The organism is Streptomyces sp. H27-H1, assembly GCF_026627445.1.
GTDB lineage: Bacteria > Actinomycetota > Actinomycetes > Streptomycetales > Streptomycetaceae > Streptomyces.
The window spans coordinates 50,444-66,709 of the sequence record NZ_JAPNLJ010000029.1 but is presented as its reverse complement, the minus strand read 5'-3'; the positions used below and the strand labels follow the sequence as shown (position 1 = coordinate 66,709).

The window sequence follows — 16,266 nt, the reverse complement described above, 5'->3', positions numbered from 1 at the left end:
ACGGGATCCGGTGGAGGTGGGTGCCATCCGGTGGCGTCCTGGCGCTGCCCGGGTCGCGAGCCCGGTGCGAGCCCGGCCGTGATCCGACCAGGGCCGACGGGCCGGAAGTGGGCGCACATGTGGAACGAATCGGCCGGACGGCGTAGCAAACGCGTTCAGGAATGACCAAATGTGTGACCCAGGCCACATTGACTCACCCGCATGGCCGTCGATCACTCGTGGCACACTGGGCTGCAGTACCAGTAGCAGCGCACTCCGGGGTCGGTGTAATTCCGAACCGGCGGTTATAGTCCGCGACCCGTCCGCATCCAGCGGCCGGTTGACCAGGTGAAATTCCTGGACCGACGGTTAAAGTCCGGATGGGAGGCAGTGCGCGGCGGGCCAGTCACCGGTACGCCGCCGTCGGCGGTCCATCGGCACATCCCTCGGGACGTGTCGTCCAACGGACCGTTTTTCCGGCCTCGGCGTCCCTGCGTGTGCTACCCGCTTCATCTGTCGTATCCCGACAGGCCCCGGAGTCCGTGCCCGATGAGGCAGGAGGACCCGGTGGCGACACACGCCGCGCACACAGCACCCGACGCGGGCAGCCTTGCCATGCGCCGAGCCATTGAGCTCGCCGCCCGCGGACTCGGCTCGACCAGCCCCAACCCGGTCGTCGGCTGCGTCATCACAGACGCCTCGGGCACCATCGTGGGCGAAGGCTGGCACGAGCGGGCCGGCGGCCCGCACGCCGAGGTCCACGCCCTGGGCGCGGCAGGCGGGGCGGCCCGCGGCGGCACCGCCTACGTCACCCTCGAACCCTGCAACCACACCGGCCGTACGGGACCCTGCGCGCAGGCCCTCATCGCCGCCGGGATCACCCGCGTGGTCTACGCGGTCTGCGACCCGAACCCGCAGGCCAGCGGTGGCGGCGCCACCCTGCGCGCCGCCGGGATCGACACCGGGGCCGGACTGCTCGCGCAGGAGGCCGCGGAGGGCAACGCCGCATGGCTGACCTCCGTACGCCTGGGCCGCCCGTACATCCTCTGGAAGTACGCCGCGACCCTCGACGGCCGCATCGCCGCCGCCGACGGCACCAGCCGCTGGATCAGCTCCCCCGAGTCCCGCGCCGACGTCCACCGGCTGCGCGCCGAGTCCGACGCCGTCGTCGTGGGCTCCGGCACCCTGCGCGCCGACGACCCGCACCTCGCGGTGCGGGGGATCGACGGGTTCACGGCCGCCGACCAGCCCCTGCGCGTGGTCCTGGACACCCACGCCACCATCCGGCCCACCGCCCGGGTCCTGGACGAGGCCGCCCCCACCCTGATCGCCGTCGCCGAGGACGCGGACATCCGCCACCTCGCCGGAGTGGAGCTGGCCCGGCTCCCGTACGACAAGTACGGGATCTCCGTGGACGCCCTGCTGCGCGAGCTGTACGGCCGCGGCATCCGCTCCGTCCTCCTCGAAGGCGGCCCCACCCTGGCCGGCGCCTTCGTCGCCGCCGGGGCGGTCGACAAGGTCGTCGGCTACCTCGCCCCCGTCCTCCTCGGCGCGGGCCCCACCGCTCTCGCCGACGCCGGCATCGGCACCATCGCCGACGCGCTGCGCCTGCGCATCACCGAAACCGTCCGCATCGGCACGGACATCCGCGTCACCGCCGTCCCCGAAGCGTCCCCTTCCGCCCCCACAGCCCTCAAGGAGCACTGAGTGTTCACCGGAATCGTCGAAGAACTGGGCGAGGTCGTCGCCGTCGAGCAGCTCGCCGAAGCCTCCCGCTTCCGCCTGCGCGGCCCGGTCGTCACCGAGGACGCCAAGCACGGCGACTCCATCGCCGTGAACGGCGTCTGCCTGACGGTCGTCGAGACCGGTGACGGCGAGTTCACCGCCGACGTCATGCAGGAGACGCTGAACCGCTCCAGCCTCGGCGCCCTCACCCAGGGTTCCCGGGTCAACCTGGAGCGCCCGATGGCGCTCGGCGGACGGCTCGGCGGCCACCTGGTCCAGGGGCACGTGGACGGAACCGGCGAGATCCTCTCGCGCACCCCCTCCGAGCACTGGGAGCTCGTCAAGGTCGCCCTCCCGGCGAACCTCTCCCGCTACGTCGTGGAGAAGGGCTCCATCACGGTCGACGGCGTCAGCCTCACCGTGGTCGAGGCCGCCGCCGACTGGTTCACCCTCAGCCTCATCCCCACCACCCTCGACCTGACCACCCTGGGCCTCAAGCAGCCCGGCGACCCGGTCAACCTCGAGGTCGACGTACTGGCCAAGTACGTGGAGCGGCTGCTCGGCGCGGACCGGGAGGCGACACGATGAGCGCCCTGAACTGGCTGAACTCGGAGGCGTTCACCGCCTTCGACCAGCACATCAAGTGGTCCGACATGATCGGCAACACGATCGGTCTCGTCGCCCTCGCCCTCGGCTGGCGGCGTTCCATATGGACCTGGCCCGCCCAGTTCCTCTCCGGCGTGATCCTCTTCGTGGCCTTCTCCGCAGGCCACCTGTCCGGCAGCGCCGGCAAGCAGGTCGTCGTCATGCTCGTCGCCGCCTGGGGCTGGTCCCAGTGGCACCGGGGCCGGCAGCAGGCCCAGGACGGCGGGCTCGCCGTCCGCTTCGCCACCTGGCGCGAGCGCGGCGCCCTGGTGGCCGCCGCCGCCGTCGGCACGGTCGCCGTCGCGCTCCTCTTCACCGCCTTCCCGGCACTGTCCTGGGACCCGTGGCCCGACGCCTACATCTTCGTCGGCACGATCGTCGCCATGTACGCCCAGTCGCGCGGCATGGTCGAGTTCTGGTTCGCCTGGCTCCTGGTCGACCTGGTCGGCGTCCCCCTGAACTTCGCCAACGGCTACGCGTTCTCCGGTTTCGTCTACGTCATCTACGGCGCGCTCGTCCTGTGGGGCATGCGCGACTGGTGGCTCCGTTCGCGCACCACACCCGCCCCGGCTCTGGAAGGAGCAACGGCATGATCTCCCCGAACCCCGTCCTGAAGCCCGTGCCCGACGTCGAGCTCGAAGAGACGTTCCGGCTCGACCCCGTCGAGCAGGCCATCCGCGATATCGCGGCAGGCCGCCCGGTCGTCGTCGTGGACGACGAGGACCGCGAGAACGAGGGCGACCTCGTCATCGCGGCCGAGAAGGCCACCCCCGAGATCATCGCGTTCATGATGAGCGAGTGCCGCGGCCTGATCTGCGCCCCGATGGAGGGCGACGAGCTGGAGCGGCTCGAACTCCCCCAGATGGTCCAGCACAACACCGAGTCGATGCAGACGGCCTTCACCGTCTCCGTGGACGCGAGCGGCGCCCACGGCGTCACCACCGGCATCTCGGCCGCCGACCGCGCCACCACCCTGCGGCTGCTGGCCGACGGGGTCTCGGGCCCCGCCGACTTCGTGCGCCCCGGCCACGTCTTCCCGCTGCGCGCCAAGCCCGGCGGCGTCCTGGTCCGCAACGGCCACACCGAGGCCGCCGTCGACCTCGCCCGCCTCGCGGGCCTGCGCCCGGCCGGAGCCATCGTGGAGATCGCCGGTGAGGACGGCGTCATGCTGCGGCTGCCCGAGCTGATCCCCTTCGCCCGCAAGCACGGCCTGACGATCATCTCCATCGAGGACCTGATCGCCTACCGCCGCTCCGCCGAGCCGACCGTGCGCCGCGAGGCCCAGGTCAACCTGCCGACCTCCTTCGGCCACTTCACGGCCTACGGATTCCGCTCCACCGTGGACGGCGTCGAGCACGTCGCCCTCGTCCATGGAGAGATCGGCGACGGCGAGGACGTCCTGGTCCGGATGCACTCCGAATGCCTGACCGGAGACATCTTCCAGTCGCAGCGCTGCGACTGCGGCCCCCAGCTGCACACCGCCATGGAGCGCGTCCAGGCGGCCGGCCGCGGTGTGATCGTCTACCTGCGCGGCCACGAGGGCCGCGGCATCGGCCTGCTGTCCAAGCTCCGCGCCTACGAACTCCAGGAGCGCGGCCGCGACACCCTCGACGCCAACCTGGAGCTGGGCCTGCCCGCCGACGCCCGCGACTACGGGGCAGGCGCGCAGATGCTCGCCGACCTCGGCGTCCACAGCGTCCGGCTGCTGACCAACAACCCCGAGAAGTCGGCGGCCCTCATCAGCCACGGCATCAAGGTTTCCGATCGGGAGCCGATGCCCATGGAGGCGGGCGAGCACAACCTGCGCTACCTGCGCACCAAGCGGGACCGCATGGGCCACGACCTGCCCTGGCTGGACGGGCCCCCGGCCACGTCCGCCTGCGGCAACCAGTAACACCACTCCGAGCAAGACACTCCGAGCAACACCACTCCCGAGCAACACCATACGAATCGCAACGAGGAGCAGAGCTGTGAGCGGCAAGGGCGCACCCGAACTGAGCGTGAAGAACTGCGGAGACCTGCGCGTCGCCGTGATCGCGGCCCAGTGGCACGAGAAGGTCATGGACGGCCTGGTGGACGGCGCCCTGCGGGCCCTGCACGAGCTGGGAATCGACGAGCCGACCGTGCTGCGCGTCCCGGGCAGCTTCGAGCTCCCGGTCGTGGCGAAGGTACTGGCCGGTCGCGGTTACGATGCCATCGTCGCCCTCGGCGTCGTCATCCGCGGCGGCACCCCGCACTTCGACTACGTCTGCGCGGGCGTCACCCAGGGCCTGGTGCAGGTATCGATCGACACCGGAGTCCCCATCGGCTTCGGCGTACTGACCTGCGACAACGACGAGCAGGCGCTGGACCGCGCCGGGCTCGAGGGGTCGAACGAGGACAAGGGGCACGAAGCGGTCACCGCCGCCGTCTCCACCGCCATGACCCTGCGGACCGTCAGCGAACCCTGGCGCCAGTAGGCGGCCGCGGACCCCTTATTCTGAGGACCATCATGGCGAACAAACCCCCCAAGAGCTTCGAAGAGCTCTTCACCGAGCTCCAGCTCAAAGCCGCCAACGGCGACCCCAGCACCTCCCGCACCGCCGAGCTGGTCGGCAAGGGTGTCCATGCCATCGGCAAGAAGGTCGTCGAGGAGGCCGCCGAAGTCTGGATGGCCGCCGAGTACGAGAGCAAGGAAGCCGCCGCCGAGGAGATCTCCCAGCTGCTCTACCACGTCCAGGTGATGATGGTGGCGCGCGGGATCTCCCTCGACGACGTCTACGCGCACCTCTAGGCCGGAGCGATTTCGCGCGAGCCCCGGCGCACCGTGCCGGGGCCTCCGCGCGCCCGTACCCGTACCAGCACCCCCTTTCGCACCTACGCACCAAAGGAAGCCCCATGCTGCGCATCGCCGTCCCCAACAAGGGTTCACTCTCCGGACCGGCGTCGGCGATGCTCCATGAGGCCGGCTACCGGATGCGCAAGGAGTCCAAGGAGCTCGTGGTCGTCGACCCCGAGAACGAGGTGGAGTTCTTCTACCTCCGCCCCAAGGACATCGCCATCTACGTGTCCTCCGGCAAGCTCGACATCGGCATCACCGGCCGCGACCTGCTGATCGACTCCGGCGCCAGCGCCGAGGAGATCCTGCCGCTGAACTTCGGCCGCTCCACCTTCCGCTACGCCACCATCCCCGGCACCGCGAAGGGCCCCGAGGACTTCCACGGGATGACCATCGCGACCTCGTACGAGGGGATCGTCGCGAACCACCTGGCCGAGAAGGGCATCGAGGCCTCCGTCGTCCACCTCGACGGCGCGGTCGAGACCGCCATCCAGCTCGGCGTCGCCCAGATCATCGCCGACGTCGTCGAGACCGGCACCAGCCTGCGCAACGCCGGACTGGAGGTCATCGGCGAGCCGATCATGACCTCCGAGGCAGTCGTCATCCGCGGCAACGGCACCGACCCCGAAGACCCCCGGGCCCAGCAGTTCCTGCGCCGCCTCCAGGGCGTCCTGGTCGCCCGCAGCTACGTGATGATGGACTACGACTGCCGCGCCGAGCACCTGGAGCGCGCGGTCGCCCTCACCCCGGGCCTGGAGTCGCCGACCATCTCCCCGCTGCACAACGAGGGCTGGGTCGCCGTCCGCGCCATGGTCCCCGCCAAGGAAGCCCAGCGGATCATGGACGACCTGTACGAGCTCGGCGCGCGGGCCATCCTCACCACCTCGATCCACGCCTGCCGCCTCTGACGGGCACGCCGGCGCACCGGTCCGATCCGGCCCGCCGGCACCCAGATCCACCCGCGCCGACATCCGGCACCACCCGAAGGCACCTGAGGAACATGGCCGACGCCGCCGCCCAGCCCGCCCCGCCCACCCTGCCGGTCACCTTCCGGCCGACCCGCACCCGGGTCGTCCTGCTGGGCGTGGGCCTCGCCATGTTCCTCACCATCACGACGATCGCCCTGATGCTGGAGCGCCTGCAGCCCGGCGAGCGGATCAGCTTCGTCTTCGTCGCCGTCCTGCTGAGCTCCGTCCTCGTCCTGCTCAGCCGCCCCAAGGTGGTCGCGGACGAGACGGGGGTCACGGTCGTCAACCTCACCACCACCCGCCGCCTGGAGTGGGCGCAGATCGTGCGCGTCAACCTCCGCCCCGGCGACGCCTGGGTCTTCCTCGACCTGAACGACGGCACCAGCCTGCCCGCCCTCGGCATCCAGCCCGGAGTCGCCAAGGCCCAGGCGATCGGTGACGCCCGCGCCCTGCGTGCGCTGGCCGAGGCCCACGGGACCGGTTCAAAGAACGACTGACCGCGTCCGACCTAGTCGCTGCGTCCCATTGCGGCGGCGATCTCAGTGACTACCCTGGTGTGGGGGCGCGACGATGCGCCCTCCCACCGGCCCCGGGACCCCGAGGCCCGCGGGCACCTGCAACTCGAGGAGTGACTCCCTCCAGCAATGGACGGATCGTCCGGTAGTACACGCGCCGCCCTCCCCACGGAGGCGGCGGCATGACCATCCCGCTACTCCTACTCGTGGCGGCATTCGCCCTGATCCTCGCCAACGGTTTCTTCGTGGCAGCCGAATTCGGCCTCGTCACGGTGGAGAGACCCGAGGCCGAGCGCGCCGCAGCCGAAGGCGACCGCCGTGCCCGCACGGTCGTCGCAGCCCTGCGGGAGCTGTCCTTCCAGCTCTCCGGCACCCAGCTCGGCATCACCATCACCTCCCTCGTGGTCGGCATGCTCGCCGAGCCCGCCCTCGCCGCCCTGCTGGCCGGGCCGCTCGCAGCGACCGGCCTCCCCAAGGGCGCCGTACCCGGCGTGGCCGTGGTCATCGGCATGCTGCTCGCCTCCGCCGTCCAGATGGTCGTCGGCGAGCTCGTCCCGAAGAACTGGGCGGTCTCCCGGCCGCTCCAGGTGGCCCGTTTCGTCGCCGGCCCGCAGCACGCCTTCTCCAGTGCCTTCCGGCCGGTCATCGCGGCCCTCAACGCCGTCGCCAACCGGCTCGTGCGGGCGCTCGGCGTGGAGCCCACCGACGAGATGGCCTCCGCCCGCACCCCCGGCGAACTGGTCTCCCTGGTCCGGCATTCGGCTCAGGCCGGCGCCCTGGAACAGGACACCGCCGACCTCTTCGTACGGACCCTCTCGCTGGGCGAGCTCACGGCCCAGCTGATCATGACCCCCCGGGTCAAGGTCAGCGCGCTGCAGCACACGGCCACCGCCGCCGACGTGCTCAACCTGACCCGCGCCACGGGCCTGTCCCGCTTCCCCGTCTACCGCGAGCGCATCGACGAGATCACCGGGGTCGTCCACCTCAAGGACGCCCTCGCCGTGCCCGAGTCCGAGCGTGCCCGCACCAGCGTCAGCGGGATCTGCGTGGCTCCGCTGCTGGTCCCCGGCTCCCTGCCGGTGCAGCCGCTGCTGGAACGACTGCGCAGCGAACAGCCCATGGCCGTGGTCGTCGACGAGTACGGCGGCACCGCCGGCGTCGTCACCCTGGAGGACATCGTGGAGGAGCTCGTCGGCGAAGTCCGCGACGAGCACGACCTCGCGGAGGACGGCAGCCCCGAACTGGCCGCCGTAGCCGCCGAGGACGGCCGTCCCTCCTGGGAGGCTGACGGGAGCTGCCGCGTGCAGACCCTGCGGCGCATAGGCCTGGAGGTACCCGAAGGCCCGTACGAGACCGTCGCCGGGCTCGTCGCCGACCTCCTCGGCCGCATCCCCGCCCCCGGGGACCGCGCCGAACTGCCCGGCTGGAAGCTCTCCGTGCGCCAGGTCCGCCGTTACCGCGCCGAACGGGTCCGCCTCGTACGCACGGCCCCCGTGGGCCCCGGTACGCAGGGCCTGGCCGGATACGGCTTCGGAGCGCAGGGCTCGTACGGGCTGGGCTCGGACGGGTCGGGCTTCGACGTGGTGGGCCTCGGCGGGGTGGGCTCCCTGCCCGCCGCCCCCGCCGAGCTGGAACCGGTGGGTGGCCGGTGAACGCGCTCCAACTGCTCTTCGCCCTGCTCCTCGTCCTGGCCAACGGCTTCTTCGTCGGCGCCGAGTTCGCCCTCGTCTCCGTCCGCCGCAGCCAGATCGAACCTCTGGCGGCCCACTCCAAGAGGGCCCGCCAGGTGCTCCACGGCCTGGAGAACCTGCCGCGCATGATGGCCGCCGCACAGTTCGGCATCACCATGTGCTCGCTGACCCTCGGCGCCGTCGCCGAACCCACCGTGGCCCGGCTCCTGGAGCCCGTCTTTCACGCGGCGCATGTGCCCGAAGGCCTGATCCACCCCCTCGGCTACGCGCTCGCGCTGACCGCCGTGGTCTTCCTGCACCTGGTCATCGGCGAGATGGTCCCCAAGAACCTCGCCATGGCGGCCCCCGAGAAGACGGCCCTGTGGTTCAGCCCCGGCCTGGTCGCCTTCGCCCGCGTCTGCGGACCGGTCACCACGGCCCTCGGCGCCTGCGCCACGCTGATCCTGAGGCTCTTCAAGGTGGAGCCCAAGGACGAGGTCGAGGCCGTCTACACCTCGGCCCAGCTGGGCCGGCTGCTCAAGGACTCCCGGCAGGCCGGATTCCTGGAGCCGGTCGAACAGGAGCGCCTGGAGGACGCCCTGGAACTGGGCAGCCGCCCAGTCACCGACGTCCTCCTCGCCCCGGACCGGCTGGTCACGGTCGGCCCCGCCGTCACCCCGCGCCAGATCGAGCAGCTCACGGTCCGCACCGGCTACTCCCGCTTCCCCGTCCGCTCCGACAGCGGCGCCTTCATGGGCTACCTGCACGTGAAGGACGTACTGGACCTGGAAGACCGGGAACGCGCGGTGCCCCAGCGGGTCTGGCGCCGGATGACCACGGTGTGCTCCACGCTCCCGCTGGACGACGCGCTCAGCGTCATGCGCCGGGACGCCACACACCTTGCCCAGGTCGCCGATCCGGGGGGCCGGGTCCTCGGCCTGGTCGCCCTGGAGGACGTACTGGAGACCCTGGTCGGCGAAGTCCGGGACCCGTCCCACCGGATCCCGGCGGTCCGCGCCTGAGGCATGTCCCTTCGGATCGGGCCGGCCGCGCACTGAGCGCGGCCGGCCCGACCTGCTTCTGATCCCGTTCTTGATGTGCCGTACAACCATTGGTGCGTCCGGTGCGTCTGATGCAGTAAAGAACGCGTTCAAGAGGGGTTTCGCTGTGAAGTTTTCCCGTATCGCCGCTGCGGTCACCACCGCTGCCCTGGCTCCGGCCGTCCTCCTCGCGTCGCCGGCCTTCGCCGCCGGTCAGGAGGAAGGCAAGGCCGCCCAGCCGACGGCTCCGACCGCACGCGACCAGGCGGCGACCGGCCAGGCCGACGAGGGGCAGGCGGAGCAGGACCGCAAGACGATCCTCGCGATCATTGCCGACCCGATGGCCAGCGAGACCATGAAGGAAGCCGGCCGCAAGGCCATCGCCGACGGCCCTGCGGCGATGCGCAGGTTCATCGAGACCGACCAGCACGAGATCCGCATCGACGACTACCGGGTGCTGATCCTCCGGCTCGCGAACGACGCCGGCCCCGGCCTGAAGGAAGGCATCAACGAGCTCTTCCGGAACGACAGCAGGAACCTGGAGAAGCTGCGCCACTTCTACGAGGTCACCCAGCACGAGCTGCGCGACCAGGACAACCGGGTGGCGATCGCGCAGGTCATCGCCGGCGGGGGCCCCGAATTGGTGGAAGCGGGCAAGAAGGCGCTCAACGGCACTCCCGCCGAACGCGTCGTCTTCCTGGAGACGGGCCGGTACCTTGCCCAGGCCGCCGACGACCGGGCCGAACTCGCCCGCATCGACGAAGACTGGGACGGCCCCATCCTGAGCGAGGCGATCAGCAAGCTCCTGGGCGGTTCCCCGACCCCGGCCGAGCTGCGTCGCTTCCTCGAGGTGACGCAGTACGAGCTGCGCGATCAGGACAACCGGGTCGCGATCGCGAAGATCATCGACGGCGGGGGCCCGGAACTGGTCAAGGCCGGCCGCGCCGCCCTGGCCGGCACGGCCGCCGACCGCGCGGAGTTCCTGAAGACGGGACAGCACGAGGCTCGCGCCAAGGACAAGAAGGCCCAGCAGGAGCAGGGCAAGGGCGAGCAGGGCAAGGGCGAGCAGGGCAAGGGCGAGCAGGGCAAGGACGAGCAGGACCAGAAGGACCCGGCCTCGGGTTCGGGCTCCGGTTCGGGCACGGACTCCGGCCCCGGCACCGGTAACACCACCGTCACCCCCCAGGGCGGCAGCGGTTCACCCCTCGCCGCCACCGGCGCGGGCAACGCCGCCCTGATCGCGGGCGGTGCGGGCACCGCACTCCTCGCCGGCGCGGGCCTCCTGCTCGCCGCCCGCATGCGCCGCGCCGGCTCCACGCGCTGACCCGTCGCCACAGCCGGCGAGGCTCTATGGACAGCCTCGCCCCGGGGGTCCCTCCCAGAGGTAGCTGGGGGAGTTCGAGGCGCGGGGTCCGGGGCGGAGCCCCAGGGTCTGTTCAGCCCGTCCGGCGTTTGAGGACCGGGTCAGGGCCGGGCCCTGGGAACGGTGGAAGGGCGGGGAGGGGACTTCGCCCCGCGCAGCGGACTACAGGGGCGGCGGCTCCGGCCGTTCCTGGGGCCCCCGCCCCGACAGCACCTCCCCGTAGGCCTGCATCAGATCGGCCAGCCGCAGGGTGGAGAGATCGTCCCGGGACGGATCCCCGGCGAAGCCGGCCAGCCGAAGATCCCGGTACGCGCAGCTCTTCTCGTACAGCGTGCGCAGGAACCGCCCGTTGCCCAGCTCGTCGATCCACCCCTGCTCCACCACGTGCCCGCTGATGCTCCGCAGCTCCTCCAGCGCCTCCTCGTCCCACCGGTCCCCGTTCGCGTCCGCCAGGACCCCGCCGATGGAGGTGAGTTCCAGCGGCCGGTAGCTGGGGAAGTCCACCCGTGTGGTGAACCGCGAGGACAGGCCCGGATTCGTGGCGAGCAGCCGGTCCATCCCCGCCGGATAGCCCGCCAGGATCACCACCAGGTGGTCGCGGTTGTCCTCTGCCCGCTTCAGCAGCACCTGCAGGGCCTCGTCGCCGTACGCGTCGCCCTTGCTGTAGCCGGAGTTGGACAGGCTGTACGCCTCGTCCACGAACAGCACCCCGCCGATCGCCGAGTCGATCAGCTCGTTCGCCTTGACGGCGGTCTGCCCGAGGAACTCGCCGACCAGGTCCGCGCGCCCGGCCTCCACGAGGTGGTCACCGCCGAGCAAACCCAGCGCGTAGAAGACCCGCCCCAGGATCCGTGCGACGGTGGTCTTGCCCGTGCCCGACGGCCCGGAGAAGACGAAGTGGCGTTTCGGCGGCTGCACCGGCAGGCCTTGGCCGGTCCGTAGCCTGGCCATGTGCAGTTGCGCGGAGAGGGCCTTGACCTGCCGTTTGACCGGCTCCAGGCCCACCATCCGCTCCAGCTCCGCGAGCGCCTCGGCCAGCGCCGCCGGATCCGCCGGCGCGGCCGGCAGTCCCACCGGTCCCGGCTGCGAAGGCAGCGAGGCCTTGTGCCGCACGCCGGCCGGCAGCCCCGAGCCGGGCCCCGAAGCCCCCGGTCCGTGCCGCGGCTCGGGCGGGTCGGCCGCCGCCAGCGGATCCGGATCGGGCTGCCCGTCCGCGGCGATCTCCTGGACCGGACCGCCGCCGCCCAGCGCCACGGCCGCGAAGTCCCCGCCCGAGGGGGCCGGTCCGTGGCCGCCGAAGGCCTCGTAGCCGGCGCCGCTCGCGTACCCGGCCAGGCCGTCGGCGTCCTCGCTGTCCTCGATCGCCGTCAGCCGGGCCGCCGTGTCCATGAACGCCGGGTCCACCCGGTGCACCGCCCGGTAGAGCGGCAGCGCCGCCGCACTGCGGCCGGTCCCCTCGTGTGCCCGCGCCAGCCAGTACCGCAGCTCCTTGCGCTGCGGCTGCTCGCTGCGACAGCGCATCAGCGAGGCCGCCAGCAGCGGCTCGGCCTGCCCGTACATCTCCAGCCGGACCCGGGCCATGCCGCCGAACAGGCCCGCCTCGATGCCCAGGAGCGGATCGTCGACCAGAGTTTCGGTGGAGTGGACCAACTGCTCCCAGTCCTTGACCAGGTACGCCCGGCAGGCGTGCAGGAACCGGACCTGGGGGTCGGTGTCCACCGGTGGCAGGGCCGCGAGGGCCTGGTCCAGCTCGGGGACGTGGCGGCCGTCCAGCCAGTGCGAGGCGTGCGCCAGCAGCAGGTCCCGCCGGGTTTCCAGTACCGGCTGCACCCACCAGCCCAGCCAGTACCAGGAGTTGAGCGTCCGCCGGTGGCGGGCCCGTTGTTCCCCGAAGCGGTCCCGGTGGGCGTACATGCGCAATAACGCGTTGGTGGTGTCGACTCGGAGCGCGTGCAGCCCCAGCCAGGCATCGGCCATCGCGGGATCGAGTCGTACGGCCGCCCGGAACTCCTCCTCGGCCTGCGGGTAGGCGCCCATGGTGCAGGCGTCCACACCCCGCAGCCAGGCGAGTTCGGCCGGGGCGTGCGCGCTGCTGCCGTGCGCGGCGAAATCCATCACATCCCCCACAAGCCTGCCCCCGTGGTACACAGCAACCCTCGCGACGCGCACGCGAGTTGACCCTGTGCCGATGAAATCAGGGGTGCATCGTACCTTCGGTTACGCACCTTACGTAGGGTGCGGTGAAGACGGGCCGGGTGCGCACCAGGGTGCTCTGTGGTGACGCAGGGTGAGAAATGGGCCGGGATGTGCCCCGTGCGGCGCCACAACGGGGGAGTGCCGGGCGGGTGTTCCGTCGTGATCGCGGGCAGCACGAAGCCCCCGATCACGGGGGAACAATCGGGGGCTTCGTCACCGTGGCGGCCGGTGAGAGCCGCCTCTTCAGAACGTAAGGCCGCCCCCGCCCCCGGGTCAAGAAGCCGGACGGCGCCTGCGCGGAGGGTGTTTCCGGGGCCCGTCAGGCCTTGGGGGGCCCGTCACCTTCGGTGACCGAAGTGGCGGATCCGGCCGTCGCAGCAGCCCCGGAAGTCCACTCGTATCCCGTACTGCTCTGCCGTACCAGGGTGTCCGCGAAGGGGCGCGAAGGATCATCCGCGAAGTGCGCGAGCTCCGCGCGCTCCCATCCGTCCCAGAAGTCGGACAGTTCACGCCCGTCCCTGCTCCGCCCGCGCCCCCAGGACTTCGCACGCGGTGTCTCCATCCACAGCAGCCGCGCCAGGTGCGGTCGCAGCGCGCGCCGTCCGGCGCCCACCCCCTCGACGAGCAGCACCGGACCCGGCTCGAGCACCCGCTCCGGACCGAACCGCCGCTCGACCCAGTCGTACGGAGCCCAGTGCGCGGGCCGCCCCGCGGCGAGCGGCTCCAGCACCTGCGCGCGCAACCGCCCCACCCAGTCGAACAGCTCCGCGTGGCTGGCCACATCATCCAGCCGCAACACGGGAGCCCCGCCCAGAGCCTCGGAAAGTGCCCCCGCGAAGGTGGTCTTCCCGGACCCGGCATGCCCATCGATACCGATCACCCGAACCGGCCCGAGGGAAGGCGGCAGGGCGCCGATCTCGCGCGCGAGTCCGCTGAGGGCCTGAAATGCCGGCTGAGTCTCCACCGCCCCAGCGTATGGCCTCCGCCCCGGACGCCTGGGCGGCCTTTCAGCCCCGCCGGCGTTTGGGGCGCGGGGTCCGGGGCGGAGCCCCGGGAGCGGCGCACGCGGGAAACGGGTCCGGGGCGAAGCTCCGGGGAACGGGCGAAGGGCGGGTAGGGGGCGGCCCCGCAGGGATCGCTCCCACCCGAGAGCCCCCGGCCGCCGGCTGCGCCCCAGCCGGCGGCTCGCCCAGCCCGCCCGGCGAACAACCCGTCCCGCCCCCCGAGCGGCGGCGCGCGGGGAGAGGGAGCCGCCCCGAGAGGAGAGGGAGCGTCACCCCGACACGGCCCCCCGGCTTCACCTCCCCGCATGCGGGAACTGGAAGGCTGAAGCCGCCGACCCACCGCACCGACCCCTGGGGGCCACGCCGATGACCGCAGCACCGACACCACGCCGCGCCCTGCTGGCCGTAGTCCTCGCCGCGGCCACCGCGGCCGCCGTCCCGGCCGGCCGCGCCTCGGCCGCCGCGGCGAAGCCGCCCACCAGTGGCCCGGGGACCACCCCCGCGGCCGAGGCGGCCGAAACCGCCGCCACCCGCAAGACGGTGGACAACCGCTTCTGGTACTCCTACGCCCACTGGAGCGCCGGCCTCCATCAGGGCACCACCGCCGTCGGCGGTGCCCGCCCCGGCCTGGAGATCAAGACCGCGGCGGGCCGCAGCGAGTACGCCGACCCGCACACCGGGAAGAAGAGCACCTGGGAGTACGCCACTTGGACCTCCCCGGTCCACACCTCCACCGTGCCCGCCACCGAGGCCATCGCGTCCTGGAACGCCCGCACCCCGGCCGGCACCTGGATCCAGGCCGAACTGCGCGGCACCTACACCGACGGCGCCGCTACTCCCTGGTACGTGATGGGCCGCTGGGCCGCCGGCGACGGCGACATCCGGCGCACCTCCGTGGACGGGCAGACCGACGGCAAGTCCACCGTCTGGACGGACACCCTGGCCGTGGACACCCCCGCGAGCGGGCTGCGGATCAAGGACTGGCGGCTGCGGCTGACCCTGTACCGCAAGCCCGGGGCGGTCCGCGGCCCCACGGTGTGGCTGGCGGGCGCCATGGCCTCGGACATTCCGGACCGGTTCACGGTCCCCGCCTCCACCGGGTCCGGCGCGGCCCACGAGCTGAAGGTGCCGAGGTACTCGCAGGAGACGCACGCCGGCCAGTACCCCGAGTACGACAACGGCGGCGAGGCCTGGTGCAGCCCCACCTCCTCGCAGATGATCATCGAGTTCTGGGGCCGCAGGGCCAGCGCCACCTCCCTGGCCTGGGTCAAGAAGGGCTACGCGGACCCACAGGTCTGCCACGCCGCCCGCTCCACCTACGACGCGGCGTACAAGGGCTGCGGCAACTGGCCCTTCAACGCCGCCTACGCGGCCACCTACCGGCAGCTGGCCGGCGTCGTCACCCGGCTCGGCTCCCTCGCGGAGGTGGAGACCCTGGTCCGGGCCGGAATCCCGGTCATCACCTCGCAGTCCTTCACGGCCGAGGAGCTCACGGGCGCGGGCTACGGCACGGCCGGCCACCTGATGACCGTCATCGGCTTCACCGCCTCCGGCGACGTGATCGCCAACGACCCGAACTCGGCCGACAACACCGCCGTACGACGCGTCTACCGGCGTCGGCAGTTCGAGAACAACTGGCTGCGCACCAAGCGCCACAACGCGGCAGGCAAGGTCGTCTCCGGCACCGGCGGCATCTGCTACCTCTACGGTCCGATCCGGCCGAGCCAGGCTCAGGTGCTCGCGCTGCGGGCGGTCGGTGTGCTGTGAGATTCCGGTTGACCGGAAATGGCATGTAAGTGGAAGATAAAGGGCAAAAGGGCAACAAGAGCTTCTCATAGGAGGCAGCCCGCCATGACCACCCAACCAAGAATCGAACACCACCCCGACCTCGCTGAGATGCGCTCGCGGTTCGAGCGGGTCACCAGCACCCCGAGTGCCCAGGTCGTGGAGGCGCTGGCCCTGATCACGGGCCTCTACATCGCCGCCTCGCCGTGGATCGCCGGATTCAGTGGGCTCAGCTCGCTGGCGATCAACAACCTGATCGCGGGCCTGGCGTACTGCCTCTGCATGAGCGGACTCGGCTCCGCTTACGAACGCACGCACGCCATGGCCTGGACGGCGGTCGGTCTCGCCGCCTGGACGATCGTCGCGCCCTTCGTCATCTCCGGCGACGTCAGCACCACCCGCACGGTGATGAGCAACGTCATCGCCGGCGGTATCGCTCTCTGCCTCGCCCTGGCGATGGCGGGCATGGCGGGCCGCGACCGCACCACCTGATCCGCCGCGAGCCCCTCGCGCCCCCGGTCCGCGCCACGCGGCCGGGGGCGTGAGACATGCCACCAG

General features: G+C 71.8%; 15 protein-coding genes and 1 riboswitch. Of the genes, 13 read left to right on the top strand and 2 right to left on the bottom strand.

The window, feature by feature from the left end; genetic code table 11:
- The first annotated feature begins 246 nt into the window (after nt 1-246).
- A riboswitch (FMN riboswitch) is annotated at nt 247-377 on the top strand.
- A gap of 217 nt (nt 378-594) precedes the next feature.
- The 11 genes from ribD (at nt 595) to OTB20_RS27290 (ending at nt 10,684) form a co-directional block, all read left to right on the top strand.
- The gene (gene ribD, locus OTB20_RS27340) at nt 595-1,686 is read left to right on the top strand and encodes a bifunctional diaminohydroxyphosphoribosylaminopyrimidine deaminase/5-amino-6-(5-phosphoribosylamino)uracil reductase RibD (protein WP_267821478.1); all 1,092 of its coding nucleotides are present in this window, start codon (nt 595-597) and stop codon (nt 1,684-1,686) included.
- Nucleotides 1,687-2,292 carry a riboflavin synthase gene (locus OTB20_RS27335; RefSeq protein ID WP_267821429.1) on the top strand — a complete coding sequence of 202 codons (606 nt, stop codon included), beginning with the start codon at nt 1,687-1,689 and terminating at the stop codon, nt 2,290-2,292.
- A complete protein-coding gene (locus OTB20_RS27330; RefSeq protein ID WP_267756951.1) occupies nt 2,289-2,942 on the top strand; it encodes a nicotinamide mononucleotide transporter family protein in 654 nt (217 codons plus the stop codon). The genes OTB20_RS27335 and OTB20_RS27330 overlap by 4 nt, the downstream gene beginning before the upstream one ends.
- Nucleotides 2,939-4,243, top strand: coding sequence for a bifunctional 3,4-dihydroxy-2-butanone-4-phosphate synthase/GTP cyclohydrolase II (locus tag OTB20_RS27325; RefSeq protein ID WP_267821427.1), 1,305 nt, complete (start codon nt 2,939-2,941; stop codon nt 4,241-4,243). Before OTB20_RS27330 ends, OTB20_RS27325 begins: the two co-directional genes overlap by 4 nt.
- A gap of 76 nt (nt 4,244-4,319) precedes the next feature.
- On the top strand, nt 4,320-4,808 hold the full coding sequence (gene ribH / locus OTB20_RS27320) for a 6,7-dimethyl-8-ribityllumazine synthase (protein WP_267756949.1): 489 nt from the start codon (nt 4,320-4,322) through the stop codon (nt 4,806-4,808).
- Nucleotides 4,809-4,840: 32 nt separating this feature from the next.
- The gene (locus tag OTB20_RS27315) at nt 4,841-5,122 is read left to right on the top strand and encodes a phosphoribosyl-ATP diphosphatase (protein ID WP_267756948.1); all 282 of its coding nucleotides are present in this window, start codon (nt 4,841-4,843) and stop codon (nt 5,120-5,122) included.
- A 104-nt stretch (nt 5,123-5,226) separates the two neighbouring features.
- Nucleotides 5,227-6,075 carry an ATP phosphoribosyltransferase gene (gene hisG / locus OTB20_RS27310; RefSeq protein ID WP_267756947.1) on the top strand — a complete coding sequence of 283 codons (849 nt, stop codon included), beginning with the start codon at nt 5,227-5,229 and terminating at the stop codon, nt 6,073-6,075.
- Between the two features lie 92 nt (nt 6,076-6,167).
- Nucleotides 6,168-6,632 carry a PH domain-containing protein gene (locus tag OTB20_RS27305; protein WP_267756946.1) on the top strand — a complete coding sequence of 155 codons (465 nt, stop codon included), beginning with the start codon at nt 6,168-6,170 and terminating at the stop codon, nt 6,630-6,632.
- Between the two features lie 200 nt (nt 6,633-6,832).
- Nucleotides 6,833-8,302 (top strand): hemolysin family protein, encoded by a 1,470-nt coding sequence (locus OTB20_RS27300; RefSeq protein WP_267821425.1) that lies wholly within the window; start codon nt 6,833-6,835, stop codon nt 8,300-8,302.
- Nucleotides 8,299-9,342: a hemolysin family protein gene (locus OTB20_RS27295; protein ID WP_267821424.1), complete on the top strand. Its 1,044-nt coding sequence runs from the start codon at nt 8,299-8,301 to the stop codon at nt 9,340-9,342. Before OTB20_RS27300 ends, OTB20_RS27295 begins: the two co-directional genes overlap by 4 nt.
- A 145-nt stretch (nt 9,343-9,487) precedes the next feature.
- The gene (locus tag OTB20_RS27290; RefSeq protein WP_267821422.1) at nt 9,488-10,684 is read left to right on the top strand and encodes an ALF repeat-containing protein; all 1,197 of its coding nucleotides are present in this window, start codon (nt 9,488-9,490) and stop codon (nt 10,682-10,684) included.
- A 201-nt stretch (nt 10,685-10,885) separates the two neighbouring features.
- Here OTB20_RS27290 and OTB20_RS27285 read toward each other — a convergent pair whose 3' ends face one another.
- On the bottom strand, nt 10,886-12,838 hold the full coding sequence (locus OTB20_RS27285) for an AAA family ATPase (RefSeq protein ID WP_267821420.1): 1,953 nt from the start codon (nt 12,836-12,838) through the stop codon (nt 10,886-10,888).
- 400 nt (nt 12,839-13,238) lie between these two features.
- Complete coding sequence (locus tag OTB20_RS27280; RefSeq protein ID WP_267821418.1) at nt 13,239-13,883, bottom strand: uridine kinase family protein; 645 nt, start codon at nt 13,881-13,883, stop codon at nt 13,239-13,241.
- A 406-nt stretch (nt 13,884-14,289) separates the two neighbouring features.
- Between OTB20_RS27280 and OTB20_RS27275 the strand changes: the two genes are divergently transcribed.
- Both OTB20_RS27275 and OTB20_RS27270 read left to right on the top strand, forming a co-directional pair.
- Nucleotides 14,290-15,690, top strand: a complete 1,401-nt coding sequence (locus OTB20_RS27275) for a peptidase C39 family protein (protein WP_267821417.1) — start codon at nt 14,290-14,292, stop codon at nt 15,688-15,690.
- An 84-nt stretch (nt 15,691-15,774) separates the two neighbouring features.
- Complete coding sequence (locus tag OTB20_RS27270) at nt 15,775-16,200, top strand: SPW repeat protein (RefSeq protein ID WP_267756939.1); 426 nt, start codon at nt 15,775-15,777, stop codon at nt 16,198-16,200.
- Nucleotides 16,201-16,266 lie beyond the last annotated feature (66 nt).

What these genes read in the sequence shown, in the direction of transcription:
- ribD (WP_267821478.1), top strand. Translation starts at nt 595, where the DNA reads ATGCGCCGAGCCATTGAGCTCGCCGCCCGCGGACTCGGCTCGACCAGC.
- OTB20_RS27330 (WP_267756951.1), top strand. Translation starts at nt 2,289, where the DNA reads ATGAGCGCCCTGAACTGGCTGAACTCGGAGGCGTTCACCGCCTTCGAC.
- OTB20_RS27325 (WP_267821427.1), top strand. Translation starts at nt 2,939, where the DNA reads ATGATCTCCCCGAACCCCGTCCTGAAGCCCGTGCCCGACGTCGAGCTC.
- OTB20_RS27315 (WP_267756948.1), top strand. Translation starts at nt 4,841, where the DNA reads ATGGCGAACAAACCCCCCAAGAGCTTCGAAGAGCTCTTCACCGAGCTC.
- hisG (WP_267756947.1), top strand. Translation starts at nt 5,227, where the DNA reads ATGCTGCGCATCGCCGTCCCCAACAAGGGTTCACTCTCCGGACCGGCG.
- OTB20_RS27305 (WP_267756946.1), top strand. Translation starts at nt 6,168, where the DNA reads ATGGCCGACGCCGCCGCCCAGCCCGCCCCGCCCACCCTGCCGGTCACC.
- OTB20_RS27300 (WP_267821425.1), top strand. Translation starts at nt 6,833, where the DNA reads ATGACCATCCCGCTACTCCTACTCGTGGCGGCATTCGCCCTGATCCTC.
- OTB20_RS27285 (WP_267821420.1), bottom strand. Translation starts at nt 12,838, where the DNA reads ATGGATTTCGCCGCGCACGGCAGCAGCGCGCACGCCCCGGCCGAACTC.
- OTB20_RS27275 (WP_267821417.1), top strand. Translation starts at nt 14,290, where the DNA reads ATGACCGCAGCACCGACACCACGCCGCGCCCTGCTGGCCGTAGTCCTC.
- OTB20_RS27270 (WP_267756939.1), top strand. Translation starts at nt 15,775, where the DNA reads ATGACCACCCAACCAAGAATCGAACACCACCCCGACCTCGCTGAGATG.